General features: G+C 72.0%; 12 protein-coding genes and 1 pseudogene. 9 read left to right on the top strand and 4 right to left on the bottom strand.

Annotated elements, in window-relative coordinates; genetic code table 11:
- The 6 genes and pseudogenes from ACWDGI_RS01710 to ACWDGI_RS01735 form a co-directional block, all read left to right on the top strand.
- Positions 1 to 1,768 (top strand): annotated as a pseudogene (locus ACWDGI_RS01710) (protein kinase); the annotation flags it as partial.
- Between the two features lie 177 nt (positions 1,769 to 1,945).
- Positions 1,946 to 3,694, top strand: a complete 1,749-nt coding sequence (locus ACWDGI_RS01715) for a serine/threonine-protein kinase (protein ID WP_450754278.1) — start codon at positions 1,946 to 1,948, stop codon at positions 3,692 to 3,694.
- Positions 3,695 to 3,782: 88 nt separating this feature from the next.
- The gene (locus ACWDGI_RS01720; RefSeq protein WP_450754280.1) at positions 3,783 to 5,387 is read left to right on the top strand and encodes a serine/threonine-protein kinase; all 1,605 of its coding nucleotides are present in this window, start codon (positions 3,783 to 3,785) and stop codon (positions 5,385 to 5,387) included.
- Positions 5,388 to 5,640: 253 nt separating this feature from the next.
- Entirely contained in the window at positions 5,641 to 6,579 is a 939-nt protein-coding gene (locus ACWDGI_RS01725) for a serine/threonine-protein kinase (protein WP_450754282.1), read from the top strand.
- 137 nt (positions 6,580 to 6,716) lie between these two features.
- The gene (locus ACWDGI_RS01730) at positions 6,717 to 8,342 is read left to right on the top strand and encodes a succinic semialdehyde dehydrogenase (protein ID WP_450754284.1); all 1,626 of its coding nucleotides are present in this window, start codon (positions 6,717 to 6,719) and stop codon (positions 8,340 to 8,342) included.
- Between the two features lie 79 nt (positions 8,343 to 8,421).
- Positions 8,422 to 10,197 carry a GMC family oxidoreductase N-terminal domain-containing protein gene (locus ACWDGI_RS01735; protein WP_450754286.1) on the top strand — a complete coding sequence of 592 codons (1,776 nt, stop codon included), beginning with the start codon at positions 8,422 to 8,424 and terminating at the stop codon, positions 10,195 to 10,197.
- 123 nt (positions 10,198 to 10,320) lie between these two features.
- On the opposite strand, the gene ACWDGI_RS01740 is transcribed toward ACWDGI_RS01735, so the two are convergent.
- Positions 10,321 to 11,352, bottom strand: a complete 1,032-nt coding sequence (locus tag ACWDGI_RS01740) for an LAETG motif-containing sortase-dependent surface protein (protein ID WP_450754288.1) — start codon at positions 11,350 to 11,352, stop codon at positions 10,321 to 10,323.
- 206 nt (positions 11,353 to 11,558) lie between these two features.
- Here ACWDGI_RS01740 and ACWDGI_RS01745 point away from each other — a divergent pair, with 206 nt between their 5' ends.
- Positions 11,559 to 12,704, top strand: coding sequence for a hypothetical protein (locus ACWDGI_RS01745; RefSeq protein WP_450754290.1), 1,146 nt, complete (start codon positions 11,559 to 11,561; stop codon positions 12,702 to 12,704).
- 689 nt (positions 12,705 to 13,393) lie between these two features.
- On the opposite strand, the gene ACWDGI_RS01750 is transcribed toward ACWDGI_RS01745, so the two are convergent.
- Positions 13,394 to 13,699, bottom strand: a complete 306-nt coding sequence (locus tag ACWDGI_RS01750; protein ID WP_450754292.1) for a chorismate mutase — start codon at positions 13,697 to 13,699, stop codon at positions 13,394 to 13,396.
- A gap of 285 nt (positions 13,700 to 13,984) precedes the next feature.
- On the opposite strand from ACWDGI_RS01750, the gene guaA reads away from it, so the two are divergent.
- Complete coding sequence (gene guaA, locus ACWDGI_RS01755; protein WP_450754293.1) at positions 13,985 to 15,565, top strand: glutamine-hydrolyzing GMP synthase; 1,581 nt, start codon at positions 13,985 to 13,987, stop codon at positions 15,563 to 15,565.
- An 11-nt stretch (positions 15,566 to 15,576) separates the two neighbouring features.
- Here guaA and ACWDGI_RS01760 read toward each other — a convergent pair whose 3' ends face one another.
- Positions 15,577 to 16,080 (bottom strand): pyridoxamine 5'-phosphate oxidase family protein, encoded by a 504-nt coding sequence (locus tag ACWDGI_RS01760; RefSeq protein WP_450754295.1) that lies wholly within the window; start codon positions 16,078 to 16,080, stop codon positions 15,577 to 15,579.
- Between the two features lie 139 nt (positions 16,081 to 16,219).
- Between ACWDGI_RS01760 and ACWDGI_RS01765 the strand changes: the two genes are divergently transcribed.
- Positions 16,220 to 17,014, top strand: a complete 795-nt coding sequence (locus ACWDGI_RS01765) for a class II aldolase/adducin family protein (RefSeq protein WP_450754297.1) — start codon at positions 16,220 to 16,222, stop codon at positions 17,012 to 17,014.
- 5 nt (positions 17,015 to 17,019) lie between these two features.
- Here the strand turns inward: ACWDGI_RS01765 and ACWDGI_RS01770 are convergent, their stop codons facing one another.
- Positions 17,020 to 17,907, bottom strand: a complete 888-nt coding sequence (locus ACWDGI_RS01770) for a DUF4429 domain-containing protein (RefSeq protein WP_450754299.1) — start codon at positions 17,905 to 17,907, stop codon at positions 17,020 to 17,022.
- Positions 17,908 to 18,019 lie beyond the last annotated feature (112 nt).

Raw genomic sequence — 18,019 nt, forward strand, 5'->3', positions numbered from 1 at the left:
CGCGCAGTCGCCGTATGGGCCGGGGCAGGCCAATGGCGCGGCGCAGTCGCCGTATGGGCCGGGGCAGGCCAATGGCGCGGCGCAGTCGCCGTATGGGCCGGGGCAGGCCAATGGCGCGGCGCAGTCGCCGTATGGCCCGGGGCAGGCCAACGGTGCGGCGCAGTCGCCGTATGCCCATGGGTCGGCCCAGTCGCCGTATGCCCCGGGACACGCCAACGGGTCGGCCCGACAGCCGTCGTACGCCGATGGGCAGGCGCAGTTGGAGGCGCCCGGCGGTGGGCAGCGGGCCGTCGGCAGTGTGCCGCCCGGGCAGATCGCCGATCCTTACGGGGTGAGCGGTGCACCCTCGCCCTGGCACGGTGCCGTGCCCCGCCCCGGCACGCCCTCGGCGGAGCGCACCGCGCTCCCGGCCGTCGGCCCCGGTACCCCCGGTACCGACCTCCCGCGACCGGTCGTGCCCGCGCAGACCCCCCGCTGGGGCGAGCCGGGTGCCGTCGTGACCGGGCGGCGCGGGCCCGCCACCGCGCTGGCCGCCGAGCGGGCCCGGCAGGTGCGGATGACCGTGGTCGGGCCGGTGACCGAGCGCTGGGCGCCGGAACAGGCCGGGCCCGTGCACGAGAACTGGCAGTTGGCCGCACCCATCGGACCGGCCACCGACCTGTGGGCGCTGGGCGCGCTGCTGTTCCGGGCCGTGCAGGGACACGCGCCGTATCCGGAGGAGTCCACGGCCGAGCTGGTGCAGCTGGTGTGCTCGGAGCCGCCCGCCTTCGCGGAGGAGTGCGGGTCGCTGCGGCCGGTCGTGGAGTCGCTGCTGCGTCAGGACCCCACCGAGCGGCTGGACTTCGAGGAACTGCGCGGCTGGCTGCGTTCGCTGGTGCGGTCCGCGCCCGAACCGGAGGCCGGTGCGTATGTCGTCGCCGCCCCGCCCGCCGCCGACCCCGCTCGGCTGCCGATCGTCCGCAAGCGCGGGCAACTGGTGCGCTGGCGCCGGGCCGGACTTCCGGCGACCAGTCCGCACGGCCGGCACAAGCGGGCCCGCCAGGAGGCCGCCAAGTCCCCGCGCCGGCTGGGCCGTACGCTGCTTCTGCTGGTGCTGCTCCTGCTGGCCGCCGTCATCGCGTACGCGATGCTGTTCCTGCCGAAGAAGGACGGCGCGGACAACGGCGCCGCGTCGAACGGCGACCGGACGGGCACGGCCGGCGAGGTCAGCAGCGCGCCGAGTCCGAGCCCGACCCCCAGGCAGACCCCGTCGCGGACGGCGCCCCCGTCCACCGAGACGCAGACCACCGCCGGTTCGACGGGCGGCGCCACGACCGCTCACGGCTTCACCCTGAGCAACGACCCGGACGGCTTCCAGGTCGCCGTCGCCAAGGGCTGGAGCCGTACGCCGCGCAACGGCAGCGGCCAGGTGATCTACTCGCACGGGAAGTTCGAGCTGATCGTCGTGGCCGGCCGGGACAGTGCGGCCACCTACGGTGACGATCCGATGGCGTACCAGCGGGACAAGGAGCAGGAGTTGCAGCCGTACCGGGACTCCAGCTGGGCCACCGCGGGCGGGCTGCGGACCATCACGGTGGGCCAGAAGGTGTCCGCCGAGGGGCAGTTCACCTGGACGGACAGCCGACAGGGCGACCTGTTCGTACGGAACATGGTCTTCCTGATCGACGGTCGGTACCACATCGTGCAGGTCCGCGGCCCGGAGTCGGAACGGGACGAGGTCACCCGGCTGTACGACCAGGCGTCGTCGACCTACAAGTACACGGGGTGACGTCAACGCCGGTGTGAGTGGAATGGTTCCCATTACGGTGGGCGGATTCTGTTCACTTTCCGTGCGGAAAGCGAAAACCGTCACAGTGCTGTCTCCGTGGGACCCCGGCGGTTCCATGACCGCAGGCCGGTCCTTAGTCTGGCCCTGACAAGACCATTGCGGGGCAACGTGAATCAGATGCAGGGCCTGCTCATCGCGGGCCGCTACCGGCTGGCCGACATCATCGGCAGCGGCGGCATGGGCCGGGTGTGGCGCGCCCACGACGAAGTGCTGCACCGGGCTGTCGCCATCAAGGAGTTGACGGCCGCGCTCTACGTCTCCGAGGGCGACCAGGCCGTCCTGCTGGCCCGCACCCGGGCGGAGGCCCGGGCCGCGGCGCGCATCAACCACTCCGCCGTCGTCACCGTCCACGACGTCCTCGAACACGACGGCCGCCCGTGGATCGTCATGGAGCTGGTGGAAGGCCACTCGCTGGCGGACGCGGTCAAGGAACAGGGGCGCATCGAGCCGCGGGAGGCCGCGCGGATCGGGCTGTGGGTACTGCGCGCGCTGCGCGCCGCGCACAGCGCCGGCGTGCTGCACCGGGACGTCAAGCCGGGCAACGTGCTGCTCGGCCGGGACGGCCGGGTGCTCCTCACCGACTTCGGCATCGCGCAGATCGAGGGCGACACCACGATCACCCGGACCGGGGAAGTCGTCGGATCCGTCGACTACCTCGCGCCGGAGCGCGTGCGCGGGCACGACCCCGGGCCGTCCTCCGACCTGTGGGCGCTGGGCGCGACGCTGTACACCGCGGTGGAGGGGCGCTCGCCGTTCCGCCGCACCTCACCGCTGACCACGATGCAGGCCGTCGTCGAGGACGAGGCCGCCGAGCTGAGCAACGCGGGCCCGCTGGAGCCGGTCATCACCGCGCTGCTGCGCAAGGAACCGGCCCAGCGGCCCGGCCCCGAGGAGACCGAGCAGATGCTCGCCGAGGCGGCGGAGGGCCGGCGGCCGAGCGGGGCGCAGGCGTACGTACCGACGCGGTCACAGGTCACCGGGGGACCACGGCCGGACGCCGGGACACCGCACGAGGGCTCGTTCGACAGCTCGCGGGACTCGGCGTCGTACGGCACCCCGTACAGCGGCTCACCGGGTGGTTCGTACGGCGGCTCGCAGGGCGGTTCGTACGGCGGCTCGTACCAGGGGCGGAGTCCCTCGGGCGGCTCCTCCACGGACCCGGCGACGACCATCGGGCCGCCGTCCGGCTCCGGATCCGTCCAGCCCCGGCGGCGCCGGCTGCGTACGCTCGCGCTCGTCGTCGCCATGGCCGCGCTGCTCGGCGGTGGCGCGGCGGTCGCCCTGCAGAAGTGGGACTTCAGGCAGCAGGACGGCGCCGGCAGCGTGGCCGCGCCCGCCACGTCCGGTTCCTCCTCCGGCGGCGCGAGCTCGGCGCCGGACGGCGCGGTCCCCACCGACTGGCAGTCCGTGAACGATCCGCTGGGCTTCAAGCTCTCCCTGCCCAAGGGCTGGAAGCGGAGCGTCTACGGCATCGACGGCGACCTCAAGCAGATCGACTACACGCCCGACAAGGGCCGCCACTTCCTCCGCATCGCCATCGACAGCTCGCCCGACTTCTCCGACGCCCTCGCGCACCAACTGGACCTGGAGCAGCAGTTGCAGCGGCTGGTCGCATACCACCGCGTGACCATGGAGAAGAACCTGTACCGGGACCGGGACGGGTCGGTGTGGGAGTACACCTGGACCGCGCTGGCCAAGGACGGGGCGAACGCCGCCGGGCCGCGGCGCGCGATCGAGGAGACCTACTACTCACGGGACGGCGTCGAGTACGCGATCTACATGTCGTCGCCGGCGAAGGACTGGGCGACCGCGAGCAAACAGTTCAAGTGGGTGCTGCGGAGCTGGGATCCGGGGACGGCCGGCTGACGCCGCGCGCTCCCGTGCGCCGCTCCGGGCGCGTTTGTTGGCCGGTCACCGTCCGGAACGCGGGCGTCCGGTGCGGCATCATGGGGCCATGGGGACCGACGGGGAAGCCGTCCGTCTGATCGCGGGGCGTTATCGCCTGGAAACGCGGCTCGGGCGGGGCGGGATGGGTGTCGTATGGCGCGCGACCGATCAGTTACTCGGTCGGCAGGTCGCCGTGAAGGAACTCACCGTCGACGACTCGCTCCCGGACGACGACGCCCGGCTGCGCCGTGACCGCACCCTGCGGGAGGCGCAGGCCGTCGCACAGCTGCACCACCCGCACATCATCGTGGTGCACGACGTGGTGGAGGAGGGTGAACGGCCCTACATCGTCATGGAGTTGATCGTCGGCGGTTCGCTCGCCGACCGGATCTCGCGGAACGGTCCGGTGGACGTCGGGGAGGCCGCGCGGATCGGGATCGCCCTGCTGAGCGCGTTGCGGACGGCGCACACGGCCGGCGTGCTGCACCGGGACATCAAGCCGGCGAACGTGCTCGTCGAGTCGGCCACCGGGCGTGTCGTCCTCACCGACTTCGGGATCGCGCAGGTCGCGGGCGCCACCACGCTCACCGAGACCGGCTCCTTCGTCGGGTCGCCCGAGTACACCGCGCCCGAGCGGATGTCCGGCTCCCGCTCCGGTCCCGCCTCCGACCTGTGGTCGCTGGGCGCGCTGCTGTGCACGGCGCTCAGCGGCGAGTCGCCGTTCCGGCGCGACTCGCTCGGCGGGATCCTGCACGCCGTGGTCTCCGACGAGATCCGGCCACCCGCCCAGGCGGAGCCGCTGCTGCCGGTCGTACGGGGGCTGCTGGAGCGGGATCCCGAACGGCGGCTGGGCGCGGCGGAGGCCGAGCGGATGCTGCGCGGGTTCCTGGAGACGGGGGCCGTCGCGGTCCCGAGCGCGGCGGAGAGGGCCGGCGTCTCCGCGTACACGCCGACCCAGCGGGACGTGCCCTGGCCACCGGCCCCGGAGCCGGCGCCGGGCGGGTCACCCCGGTACTCGCCCCGCGGGGTGCTGGTCGCCGCGCTGCTGGTCGCGGCGATGGCCGGAGCCGGTGTGTCGGCGGCCGCGCTGCTGTTCAACGCTGGCGGAGGCGGCGGCACCCCGGCTCCCGGGCCCACGGCGACCGTCTCCACGTCGCACCCGGCGCCCACCGGTCCGACTCCGTCCCCGTCGCCCTCTTCGCCGTCACCCTCCGCCGGCGACTCCCGCACCGCGCCCTCCGGTTACCGTCTCGCGCGGGACCCGGGCGGCTTCTCCCTCGCCGTGCCGGACGGCTTCACCCGCGACCCGCAGGGCCAGCGCGTCTTCTACCTGTCGCCCGGGCAGGCCTTCCGGCTCGGCATCAAGGTCTCCGAGCCACCGACCGGCGGACCGGGGACGGCGATGCGACGGGCGGCGGCGGAAGGGCCGACCACCAACCCCGGGTACCACGACGGCCGCGTCTCCGACACCACGCACTCCGGACACCCCGCCGCCTTCTGGGAGTTCACCTGGAACGGCTTCAGCGCGACGGAGGGCCCCCGGCACACCTACGACCTGTGCTGGGAGGAGGGCGGCCGGATGTACGACGTGTGGGTGTCGGCGCCGGTCGGCAAGGTACGGGAGGCACGGGAGTACTTCGACGTCGCGGTGGACACGTTCGTGGCGGGCTGAGGCCGCGGGGTGCCTCGGCGGCCGTCCCGCACGGTTCGGGGCGAGTGCCAAAGGCGAGGCGGGGGACGGGAGTCGTGGTCGTCCTCCGCTCGGCCAGGTGCCGACCAGCAGGACGGCCACGGGTCCCTCCCGGGCCCCTTCCATGCCTTTCCGGGCCCCTCCCGCGCCCCTTTCACAGGAAGGGGCCCGTGCCGTGCGGTCCGCTGACCGTGCCGCTTCGACAAGGGCATGGTGCGCAAGGTACTCATGTGGCATGAGTGAAGACGGCGAACGGCCGGTCGGGGAACGTCTGATCGGCGGGCGCTATCGGCTCGCCGAGCGCATCGGCTCCGGGCCGAGCGGCACCGTGTGGCGCGCCCGCGACGAGCAGGACGGGCGGCAGGTCGCCGTCAAGGAGCCGCGCCTGACCGGCGAGCCGGACGACGAGGAACGGCAGCGCGCCGCACACCGCCTGCTGCACGAGGCCCGGGCCGCCGCCCGCGTCGACGATCCGGCCGCCGTCGCCATCCTCGACGTACTCCAGGAGGGCGAACTTCCCTGGGTCGTCATGGAGTTGGTGCAGGGCCCGTCTCTCCAGGAAGCGCTCGCCGCGGACGGCCCCCTGGCACCCGCCGAGGCCGCCCGGATCGGGCTCGCGGTGCTCGGTGCCCTGCACGCCGCCCACTGCGTCGGCATCGTGCACCGTGACCTCAAGCCGTCCAACGTTCTCCTGGAGGCCGGGGGCGAGCGGGTCGTACTGACCGACTTCGGCATCGGCGCGGGGCAGCAGGGGCAGCAGGGACACACCGCCGCCGGCGGCTCTGGCGGCTCTGGCGCATCCGACGGCTCCGACGGCTCCGGCGGTTTCGTCGCGCCCGAGTGTGCCGCGGGGCGGGGCGCCGGTCCCGCCTCCGACCTGTGGTCCCTGGGCGCGCTGCTGCGGGCGGCCACCGAGCAGGACGCAGGACCCCTCGGCCCGCTGCTGGAGAGGCTCCTCGCCGCCGACCCGGAGGCCCGGCCGACCGCCCCGGAGGCCGCCGAGATCCTCGCCGAGGCCGCGGGGACGGCCCTGCCGAAGTGGGTCACGGAACCCCCGGCACCGGCACCGTCGCCCCCTCCGGCCGCACCGCCCGCCACGGCCCCCGAACCCCGCCGCCTCACCCCCTTCGCCGCCCTCGGCCTCCTTCTCGCCAAAAAACCTGAACGCGGCTGACCTGCGCTGGTCGTCCCCCGTCCGACACCCTGATCAGCACATTCCCCGCCAGTGATCACTGGCACTATGTGTGCACTCGGTGAATCCGGGTTACCCACGGGTACCCAAAGGCCCCGCTCCCGAATACCCTGCGGCTCATGACGGACTCGCAGGCCCCGGCCCAGGCACCGGCCACCACCGGCACGAACCCGCTCGCCCCCGCCCCCGCAGGGGCCCGAACCGCCGCCGACGTGGTCACGCCCGAGCTGGTCGCCCAGCTCACCAAGGGCGTCGTCGGATCCGGTCGTACGGCCAACCACACGCCCTTCACCGGCGAGAAGCTGGCCGACCTGCCCGAGTCCACGCCCGAGGACGTGGCGAAGGCCTTCGACGCGGCCCGCGCCGCGCAGGCCGTGTGGGCGAAGGTGCCGGTCCGGCAGCGCGCGGCCGTCCTGCTCCGCTTCCACGACCTGGTGCTGGCCCGCCAGGCGGAGGTCCTCGACCTCATCCAGCTGGAGACCGGCAAGGCCCGCCTGCACGCGCACGAGGAGGTGCAGGCCGTCGCCGTCGCCGCCCGCCACTACGGCCGCAAGGCCCCCTCCTACCTGAGGCCGAAGCGGCACGCGGGCGCCATGCCCACCCTCACCAAGGTCACCGAACTGCGCCACCCGCGGGGCGTGGTGGGCCAGATCGCCCCCTGGAACTACCCCCTGGAACTCTCCGTCGGCGACGCGCTGCCCGCCTTCGTCGCGGGCAACGCGGTCGTCATGAAGCCGGACACCGAGACCTGCCTGACCGCCCTGTGGGCCCGCGACATCCTCATCGAGGCCGGGCTGCCCGCCGACGTCTTCCAGGTCGTCCTCGGCGAGGGCCCGGTCGTCGGTCCCGAGGTCGTCAGGCACGCCGACTACGTCTCCTTCACCGGCTCCACCCGCACCGGCCGCGAGGTCGCCCAGGGCGCCGCCGCCCGGCTCGTCGGTGTCTCCCTCGAACTCGGCGGCAAGAACGCCATGCTGGTCCTCGAGGACGCCGACATCGAGAAGGCGGCCGCCGGCGCGGTCCGTGCCTGCTTCTCCTCGGCCGGGCAGCTCTGCATCTCCATCGAGCGGCTGTACGTCCACGAGTCGATCGCCGACGCCTTCGTCGAGCGGTTCGCCGCCCGCACCAAGGCCATGCGCCTCGGCAGGTCCCTCGCGTACGGCGCGGACATGGGATCCCTGGTCGGGGAGCGCCAGCTGGAGACGGTCACCCGGCATGTGGAGGAGGCCGTCGAGAAGGGCGCGACCCTCGTCGCCGGCGGTACCGCCCGCCCCGACATCGGCCCCTACTTCTACGAGCCGACCATTCTCGACGGCGTCGAGGACGCGATGGCCGTCTGCGCGCAGGAGACCTTCGGCCCGGTCGTCTCGATCTACCGCTTCAAGACGGAGGACGAGGCCGTCGAGCACGCCAACGCGACGCCGTACGGCCTGAACTCCTCGGTCTGGACGAAGAACGGGGGTCACGGCCGTGAGGTCGCCGCCCGCCTGCGCACCGGCACGGTCAACGTCAACGAGGGCTATGCCCCCGCCTACGGCAGCGTCCAGTCCCCGATGGGCGGCATGAAGGACTCGGGCCTGGGCCGCCGGCACGGCTCGGAGGGCATCCTCAAGTACACCGAGGCGCAGACCGTGGCGCAGCAGCGGCTTCTCCCCATGGCCCCCTCACTGGGCATGGACGACGAGAAGTACGCCGCCTTCATGTCCACCAGTCTCCGGGTGATGAAGGCACTGAGGCTGCGATAGCCGACCCGTCTTCCGGGGGCGCGGGGAACTGCGCGAGCGACCACACCCAACCCGCACGTACGCTCAAAGAGGAGAAATCGTGCCCCAGGATGCCTACGACTACGACGTCATCGTCGTCGGCTCAGGATTCGGCGGTTCCGTCACCGCACTGCGCCTGACGGAAAAGGGCTATACCGTCGGCGTCCTGGAAGCCGGCCGCCGCTTCACCCGCACCACCCTCCCCAAGAACTCCTGGGACATCAAGAACTACCTCTGGGCCCCAGCGCTCGGCTGCTACGGCATCCAGCGCATCCATCTCCTCGGCAACGTCATGGTGCTGGCCGGCGCAGGCGTCGGCGGCGGCTCGCTCAACTACGCCAACACCCTCTACGTTCCGCCGAAGGCCTTCTTCGACGACCCCCAGTGGCGTGACATCACGGACTGGCAGGAGGAGCTGAAGCCGTACTACGACCAGGCACAGCGCATGCTCGGCGTACGGCTCAACCCGACGATGACCCCCTCCGACGTCCACCTGAAGGCGGCCGCGGAGAAACTCGGCGTCGGCGACACCTTCCACCTCGCCCCCGTCGGCGTCTTCTTCGGCGACGGCAAGGACGCCGACGGCGAGGCGAAGGCCGTGCCAGGCGACCAGGTCGCCGACCCCTACTTCGGCGGCGCCGGCCCCGCCCGCAACGCCTGCACCGAGTGCGGCGAGTGCATGACCGGCTGCCGGCACGGCGCGAAGAACACCCTCAACGAGAACTACCTCCACCTCGCCGAGCGGGCGGGCGCGGTCGTGCATCCCATGACCACCGTCGTCTCCGTCACCGACGACTCCCGGGGCGGCTACGCGATCGCGACCCTCCCCACCGACGACAAGAAGGCGAAGGGCCGCGTCCTCAAGGCGCGCCGGGTCGTCGTCGCGGCCGGCACCTACGGCACCCAGACGCTGCTGCACCGGATGAAGGCCGGCGGCCAGCTGCCGTACCTCTCCGACCGGCTGGGCGACCTCACCCGTACCAACTCCGAGGCCCTGGTCGGCGCCCAGACCGACGACCGGCGCTACCGCAGGGCACACGGCACCCCGAAGGCCGACTTCACCAGGGGCGTCGCCATCACGTCCTCCATCCACCCGGACGAGAACACGCACATCGAGCCGGTCCGCTACGGCAAGGGCTCCAACGCGATGGGCGGCATGTCCATCCTCCAGGTGCCGTACGCGGAAGGCTCCTCCCGCGTCCTCGGCTGGCTGGCGAACGCGGCCCGCCACCCCCTGCTCGTGCTGCGCTCGCTCTCCAACCGGCGCTGGTCGGAGCGGACCATCATCGGCCTGGTGATGCAGTCGCTGGACAACTCGCTGACGACGTACCTGAAACCGGACGGCGTCGGCAAGGGCCTGCTCACCGCCCGGCAGGGACACGGTGCCCCCAACCCGAAGCAGATCAAGGCCGCCTCGGAGGCGGCCACCGTGCTCGCCGCCGAGATCAACGGCTTCGCCGGAAGCAACGTCGGTGAGCTGATGGGCACCCCGCTCACCGCGCACTTCCTCGGCGGCTGCCCGATCGGAGACTCGCGCGAGACCGGGGTCATCGACCCGTACCACCGGCTCTACGGCCACCCGGGCATCTCGGTGGTGGACGGCGCCGCCGTCTCCGCGAACCTGGGCGTGAACCCGTCGCTCACCATCACCGCGCAGGCCGAGCGCGCGATGTCGTACTGGCCCAACAAGGGTGAGACGGACCCGCGGCCACGGCAGGGCGAGGCGTACGAGCGTCTCCGGCCGGTCGAGCCGCACCGCCCCGCGGTCCCGGCGGAGGCCTTCGGCGCGCTGCGCCTGCCGCTCCTTGACATCCCGGCCGTACCCCCGAAGAAGTAACCCGGGCGTCCGAGGGTCCGGACGTCGAAGAGGGACCTGTGCCCCCCTCCGAGCCCAGGTCCCTCTTCGTCCGGTGTGCGCGGCCGCCGTACGACGACGGTCCGCGCGACCTCGTTCACATGGCTAGGCGGCCGCCCCGGCCTTGCGGCGCCGCACCACGAACACCGCACCGGCGCCGGCCACGACGGCGACCCCGCCGACCAGGCCGATGACCGGGAGCGCCGAGCTGGAGCCGGTCTCGGCGAGGTTGCCGGTCGGCAGGTCGGAGACCTCGCCCTGCGGCTTCTTCACGGAGTCCTTGCCGCCGTCGTCGCTCGGCGTGGCCGTACCCGGGTCCGGGTTGGACGAGCCGGCCTTGAGGACCGTGAAGTCGTACTGGGCCCAGCCCTCGGCGATGCAGTCCTGGCCGTCGACCTTGTCGAGGTAGGCGCCGGAGCCGAAGGAGTAGGCGTCACCCGCGGGCGCCTTGGCGTCGATGGAGACGCGCAGGTCGACCGACTTGCTCGCACCGGACTTGAGCTTGTCGACGTAGAAGAAGTAGTCGCCGGCCCAGTCGTCGCTGCCGATCCGGTCCCAGGAGCCGCTGTCGGGGTTCCTGAACTCCAGGTCGACGTACGGGCTGAGGTACTTCGACTCGCTGAGCTCGTAGTTCTCGATCTCGGCGTAGAAGGCGACACCCTCGACGTCGGTCTTGGACTCGTTGGTCACGACCAGCCGGAAGCCGTGGAAGCCGTCACCCGCGACGATCTTGCCGGGCAGACCCTTGATGTCGGCGGACACCTTGGCGTCGCCGAAGTTCTCGTCGAGGTCCTCGCAGTAGGGGACGTCCGGGTCGGACGGGTCCTCGCTGGGCTCCGCCGACTCGGACGGCTCGGCCGAGGCGGACGCGCTGGCGCTGGCACTGGCGCTCGCGCTGTCGCTGGGCGAGGCGGACTCCGAGGCGGACTCGGACGCGGACGCGGAGGCGCTGTCGCTCGGCGCGGCGGAGTCCGACGGCGAGGCCGAGGCGGTATCGCTCGGGATCTCGCTCGGCGCGCTCTCGGACGCGGGAGTGGCGGGCGTGTCCTCGGCGAAGGCGGCCGGCGCGGACAGCAGGGCGACCGGCGCGATGACAGCCGTGGCGGCTGCCACGGCCATGGCGCGGCGAAGCTTCATCAGGACCCCCGTGACTCTGGTGCGGCAGATGGATGTAACCGCTGGTTCCGGTGAAGTGACCCGCGAATCCTGTGAATGGTTGCCTCCACATTCACGGGATTCTTATGTGACGGTCGTCACTTCAGGGCGTCCACAGGTGTGGGCATGTCCACAACGGATTCCAAGGCTATTCTCGCCCCCGTCGAACGGCCGAGCGAGAGAGTGCCATGTCTGACAGACGGTCCGAGCAGTCGTCGGGGGACGAGCCGTCGTCGTCCTCCTCCATACCCGATGAGGTGTGGGAGCAGTTCATCCGCGACACCGAGCGCGACATCCGCAAGTCCGCTCCGAAGGAGCCCTCCGCGCGTGCCCGTCAGGTGACCGAGCGGCTCAAGGGGCAGCCGGAGCCGGAGGGTTGGCGGACCGGGCCCGCCTGGCAGGAGATGGACGGGCGGGCCGCCCGGCGCCGCAGGATCTGGGCGGTCGTCGGACTCCCGGTGGCGATCGCCGTGGCCGTCGTGGCCATGCGGCCCTCGCTGATTCCCGGCGATCCCTTCGGCTCGGCGTCCCACGCGGACACCGCCACCTCGCCGCTCCCCGCCGAGACCGCCGCCCCGACCGCGCCGCCGTCCGCGGTCGCCGCCGGCACGCCCACCCTGGCCCACCCGTTCGCCGGTTCCCCGGCGCTGCGCTGGGCCGACGGCGCCGACGGCATCGTGCTGCCGAAGGCCACCGCGCTCGGCTCGATCCCCAAGGACCGCGTCGAACTGGCCCTGCGGCAGACCAAGAAGCTGCTGGTCGACGCGAACCTCAACCCCCGGGTCGTGGCCGGCGCCCACCCCGATGCCGCCCTCGCGGTGCTCGACCCGAAGCAGCCCCGCCTGCTCGACGAGCTCAACACCGCGCTGCACACCCCCAGCGAGGCCCACGACCCGCTGTCCCTCTTCAGCCGCTTCGACCCCGAGGACGTGATGCCGGCCGGCAAGGTCATCAAGACACGCGGCCGGATCACCTTCGCCAAGGGCAAGTTCGCGGGCGTGGCCGTGCACGCCGACTTCACCTTCGTCTACCCGGTCGTCCCCGTCGACGGCTCCGGTGAGGTCACCCGCACCATCGTGCGCCGGGTCATCGACACCGAACTCCCCGACCCCACGCGCTACCAGGTGACCCCCGGCCGCCTGACCCTCCTGAGGTACGACGAGGACGCCGGCAACTCGGCCTGCGACGTCAACGACGGTTTCCTGCACCCGCAGTTCCCGTCCCAGGCGCCGACGGGCAGCGCCGCCCCGACCGGCCCGTCGATCGACCCCTACGACCGCAGCCGGAAACTCGGGGACAGACCGGAGGGGTGCGGCACGGTGAGCCGTACCTAGCCACTCTCTGTGGGCCGGCTCCCTGTGGCCGGCCCTCCGCGGGCCGGCTCTCTGGGAGTAGGTCCCTGCGGGAAGGCGAAGGGCCCCGCGGGACGGAGCCGCGGGGCCCTTCTTCCGTCAGCACCGACGTCAGGGCAGCGTCGGTGCCGGGGAGCGGCGCCGGGGGGTTGCGCCGCTGGTCTCTGTGCCCTGTGCCACCGTCCGTGCCCCGGGTCGGCGCCCCGGCGCACTCGGGGCGTACGGCAGGTCTCGACCTTCGACGGACGGTCGGCACACGGCAATTCCGTTGCCTGAACTGGGACTTGGGGACTTCCGAAGGCTTTGGGAGCCTTCTAGGCATCGTGCTGGATGCACGGGGCCTTCGCAACCGTTTGACCCAGCCCTTATGCATTTTTGCAATTTTCCGCCGGTCGACCCCGGGCGTCCCCGGAGCCGACCGTCTCTGGTGTGACCGGGCTGCTGTCCCCTGCCGTCCGGTCACGTGACTGGAGCGAGGTCCCACGGCGCACGGCACGATCCGTACGCCTCATCGCTCCAGTGAGCCACGCGTGGTTCTTTCGGGCCCGCCCCTGGCTGGCACGGACACCCCACCAACGAAGCGGTTCCCGTGCCGGTCACGTGCCGTACGGGTGAGAAGGCCCCGAACTCAGATCCGCCCGACTCGGATACGACCGCTCGGATACGACCGCTCAGATCCGCCCGCGACACAGTTCGAGGAGGGTCATGGCCAGCGAGGTGCCCGGCCTGCCGAGCGCCTCGCTGTAGTGGCCGAGGACCTCCATCTCCCGGGACAGGTTCACCCGGCGGCCGCCCGAGGTGATCCGGGCCTCCTGGATGACCGCGGAGACCGCCATCCGTTCCTGGATCAGACCGATGATCCGGTCGTCGAGCGCGTCGATGCGCTCCCGCGCACCGGCGATCACCTCGGCGGCCTCGGCGGTACGGGCTCCGGTCCTCTCGGCGGGGCTGATGTGCTCGGCGGGGCTGACGGTCATGTCGGGGCTCCTCGTTCTCTGAAGGGGGAGCCCCGGACCGGCATGATCCGGAGAAACACCAGGCGCCCCGGACCTTGTCGGCCCGGGGCGCCTGGGGAAGTCGCTTGTCAGTTGCTCAAGCGGCACGACCATGGCAGCCGGCGGGCCGGTTGCCATAGGTAAAGAAGAAGGTCGTCTGCGTGAGCATGGGGGCGAGTATGCCACAGCACCTCGTCGGGGTGTCCCGCGCCCGCCCCGTTAGAATCGGTAGTCACAGACCCCCGCCCCACCGCCGGAAGGCACCCCGTGTCATCAGCGACTCCCGCTGCCGCCACCCCCGACACCGTCCTGGTCGTCGACTTCGGCGCGCAGTACGCCCAGCTCATCGCCCGCCGCGTCCGCGAGGCCCGGGTCTACAGCGAGATCGTGCCCAGCACCATGCCGGTCGCCGAGATGCTCGCCAAGAACCCGGCGGCGATCATCCTCTCCGGCGGCCCCTCGTCCGTGTACGAGGAGGGCGCCCCCCGTCTGGACCGCGCGCTCTTCGAGGCCGGCGTCCCCGTCTTCGGCATGTGCTACGGCTTCCAGCTGATGGCACAGTCGCTCGGCGGCACGGTGGACAACACCGGCGCCCGTGAGTACGGCCGTACCGACCTGCACGTCTCCAGGACCTCGTCCACCCTCTTCGAGGGCACCCCGGGCGAGCAGCACGTGTGGATGTCGCACGGCGACGCCTGCTCCGCCGCCCCCGAGGGCTTCACCGTGACCGCGTCCACGGACGTCGTCCCGGTCGCCGCCTTCGAGAACGACGAGAAGAAGCTCTACGGCGTCCAGTACCACCCCGAGGTCATGCACTCCACGCACGGCCAGCAGGTCCTGGAGCACTTCCTGTACCGGGGCGCGGGCCTGGAGCCGAACTGGACCACCGGCAACGTCATCGAGGAGCAGGTCGCCGCGATCCGCGAGCTGGTCGGCGACAAGCGCGCCATCTGCGGTCTGTCCGGCGGTGTGGACTCCGCGGTGGCCGCCGCCCTCGTCCAGAAGGCCATCGGCGCCCAGCTGACCTGCGTCTACGTCGACCACGGCCTGATGCGCAAGGGTGAGACCGAGCAGGTCGAGAAGGACTTCGTGGCCGCGACCGGCGTCCAGCTCAAGGTCGTGGACGCCGAGGAGCGGTTCCTGAAGGCCCTCGCCGGCGTCTCCGACCCGGAGCAGAAGCGGAAGATCATCGGCCGCGAGTTCATCCGGGTCTTCGAGCAGGCCCAGGCCGAGATCATCGCGGACGAGGGTCCCGAGGTCGCGTTCCTGGTGCAGGGCACGCTCTACCCGGACGTCGTCGAGTCCGGCGGCGGCACCGGCACCGCCAACATCAAGTCCCACCACAACGTCGGCGGTCTCCCCGAGGACCTGGAGTTCAAGCTCATCGAGCCGCTCCGCAAGCTCTTCAAGGACGAGGTCCGGATGGTCGGCCAGGAGCTCGGCCTGCCGGAGGAGATCGTCCAGCGCCAGCCCTTCCCGGGCCCCGGCCTCGGCATCCGGATCGTCGGCGAGGTGACCAAGGACCGCCTCGACCTGCTCCGCGATGCCGACGCCATCGCCCGCGAGGAGCTGACCGCGGCCGGCCTCGACCGCGACATCTGGCAGTGCCCGGTGGTCCTGCTCGCGGACGTCCGCTCGGTCGGCGTCCAGGGCGACGGCCGCACCTACGGTCACCCGATCGTGCTGCGCCCGGTCTCCTCCGAGGACGCCATGACGGCCGACTGGTCCCGCCTGCCGTACGACGCCCTGGCGAAGATCTCCACCCGGATCACCAACGAGGTCCGTGACGTCAACCGGGTCGTCCTCGACGTCACCTCGAAGCCGCCGGGCACCATCGAGTGGGAGTAGACGCGTAGGGCCTATCTGCGCCTGACGGTGCGCAGGGGCTCGCCGGGCCGCCAGCTCTCGACGACCAGGTAGGTGTCGTCCTCGACGCGGGTTCGTACGACCTCCGTCAGCTCGGTACGGAAGAGGTGGAACGGCTCCGGCGGTTCCACCTCTTCCGTGTATGCCCCCTTCACCGCCGCGTCCACGACCTCGTACGCCCGTCCGGCGATCCGTACGTCCCCGCCGCCCATGTCGGTGCCGGCCCCCGGATTGGCCTGGAGCGCGAACCGCGGGTCGCGCAGCAGGTCGAGCGCCTTCAGCGAGTCCGGCATCATGCCGAGCCAGACCTCGCCGGCCAGGAAGCGGACCTCCAGGCCCGAGGTGCGGGGGGAGCCGTCCCTGCGGAGGGTGGCCAGGACGTGGTGGCGGTGGGCGGCGAAGCGTTCCTCGACGGTGCGCGCCAGGTCGGGCGCGGCGGCGACGAACGCCGCCCAGTCGGTACCGGCTGTTCCGCTCGTGGGGGTTGTACGTGTCATACGAGCCACTGTGCCGCCCATACCCGACATCTTCTGTCGTGATTTGCTCGCGCGCGTCATCTTTACAGAACAGCTCTGTTTTCCTGCGCTGACCGACGGTAACTTCCGGCCGTAACACAAACCCAGTGCTGGAGGACCTATGCACGGGCCGACTCCGCCCCTGCCGCTGCCCACCGATCAGCTCCGGTTCGCGATGCCGCCGATGCACGACTCGCTCGACGACGAGCGCCGGCATCGCAAGGAGCGGCTCGCGGGCGCGCTGCGGATCTTCGGCCGGGCCGGACTCGAGGACGGGGTGTCCGGGCACATCACCGCCCGCGACCCCGAGTACTCGAACTGTTTCTGGGTCAACCCGTTCGGCATGCCGTTCAAGCACGTCACCGTCAGCGACCTCGTGCTGGCCAACCAGGACGGTCAGGTGATCGAGGGCCGCTACCACGTCAACCAGGCCGCCTTCACCGTCCACGCCCAGGTGCACGCGGCCCGCCCGGACGTCGTCGCCGTCGCCCACTGCCACTCCGTGCACGGCCGCGCCCTGTCCGCCGTCGGCGACCTGCTCGACCCCATCAGCCAGGAGAGCTGCGCCTTCTACGAGGACCACGCCCTCTACGACGCCTACACCGGGGTCGCCGTCGACGCCGAGGAGGGCCGCCGGATCGCCGGCGCCCTCGGCTCCCGCAAGGCACTGGTGCTGCGCAACCACGGGCTGCTGACCGTCGGCGACTCGGTGGACGCGGCCGCCTGGTGGTTCCTGTCGATGGAGAAGTCCGCGCAGGTCCAGCTGACCGCGAAGGCGGCCGGGCGCCCGCTGCTCATCGACCACAAACTTGCCGTCGCCACCCGGGAACAGCTGGGCGGCGACCTGGTGGCCTGGATCAACTACCAGCCGCTGTGGCAGGACATCAGCCGCGCCGAACCGGACCTGCTGAGCTAGCGGCCTCAGAAACCCCTGAGCACGGCCGCCTTCGTCAGCGCGAACTCCTCGTCCGTGAGCACCCCGTCCCGGTGCAGCTCGCCCAACTCCCGCAGCCTGCGCAGCAGTATGTCGTGATGGTCGGCCGACTGGCGCGGCACGGCCGCCGGCGGCCGGTCCCGGTCGGCGTACTCCGCGCCCGCGCGGGCCGAGGGATGCGGCAGCCGGGCCGTGACCGCCGCCGCGACCAGCGCCGTCAGCAGATCGCGGCGGACACTGCCCCACAGGTCCAGGGCGTAGGGGTCGCGCTCCGCCGGCAGTTTCGAGAACACCGTCTCCCGGGTGACGAACCGCAGAAAGCCGTCCTCGTAACCGGAGTTGGGCAGCCACTCCACCTGCACCAGCTCGCCGAGCCCGATGATCCGCGGCCCGGTCGCCCGCTTGACCCGGTCGGCGGTGTCGGCCCAGTCGATCCGCACCTGCGTACCGTCGAACGACACCGTGCCGTCCGAGGAACGCACCGACACCGGCACCGGCGGCCCCGGCAGCAGGTACGCCTTCGTCGGCTCCGTCGGGATCTGGTCCAGCAGCAGCGCCTGCCGGATCTCCGCCACGACGTACTCCGCGACCCCGGACCGGTCCCCGTCCACCGTCAGCAGATACGGATCCGCTGCTTCCGGCAGCCGCCCGCCCGTCGCCTGCAGCAACGGATCCGCGCCCTCGCGCAGCCGCATCCGCAGCCGCCCGCGCTTGCGCTCCGGCTCGTACACCACCCCCGACACCGCCTCCAGCGGTACGGCGATCTCCCCGTACGTCTGCCGGAACAGCGGCACGGAGCGATGGCGTCCCGGCGTGATCCGGACCGTGCTGCCGTCGAAGGCCCAGGTCCCGTCCCGCTGGATGATCTCGGCCATGGGGGAATTCTCGCAGCCGGGTCAACCTGTCGGCCGTACCTTCACCCGTCGTGACCAACCTGCTGAACGCGGACAGCGTGGCGTAGGGCACAATTCGCTCTCGACACAAGGG

Source organism: Streptomyces sp. NPDC001220 (genome assembly GCF_053597895.1).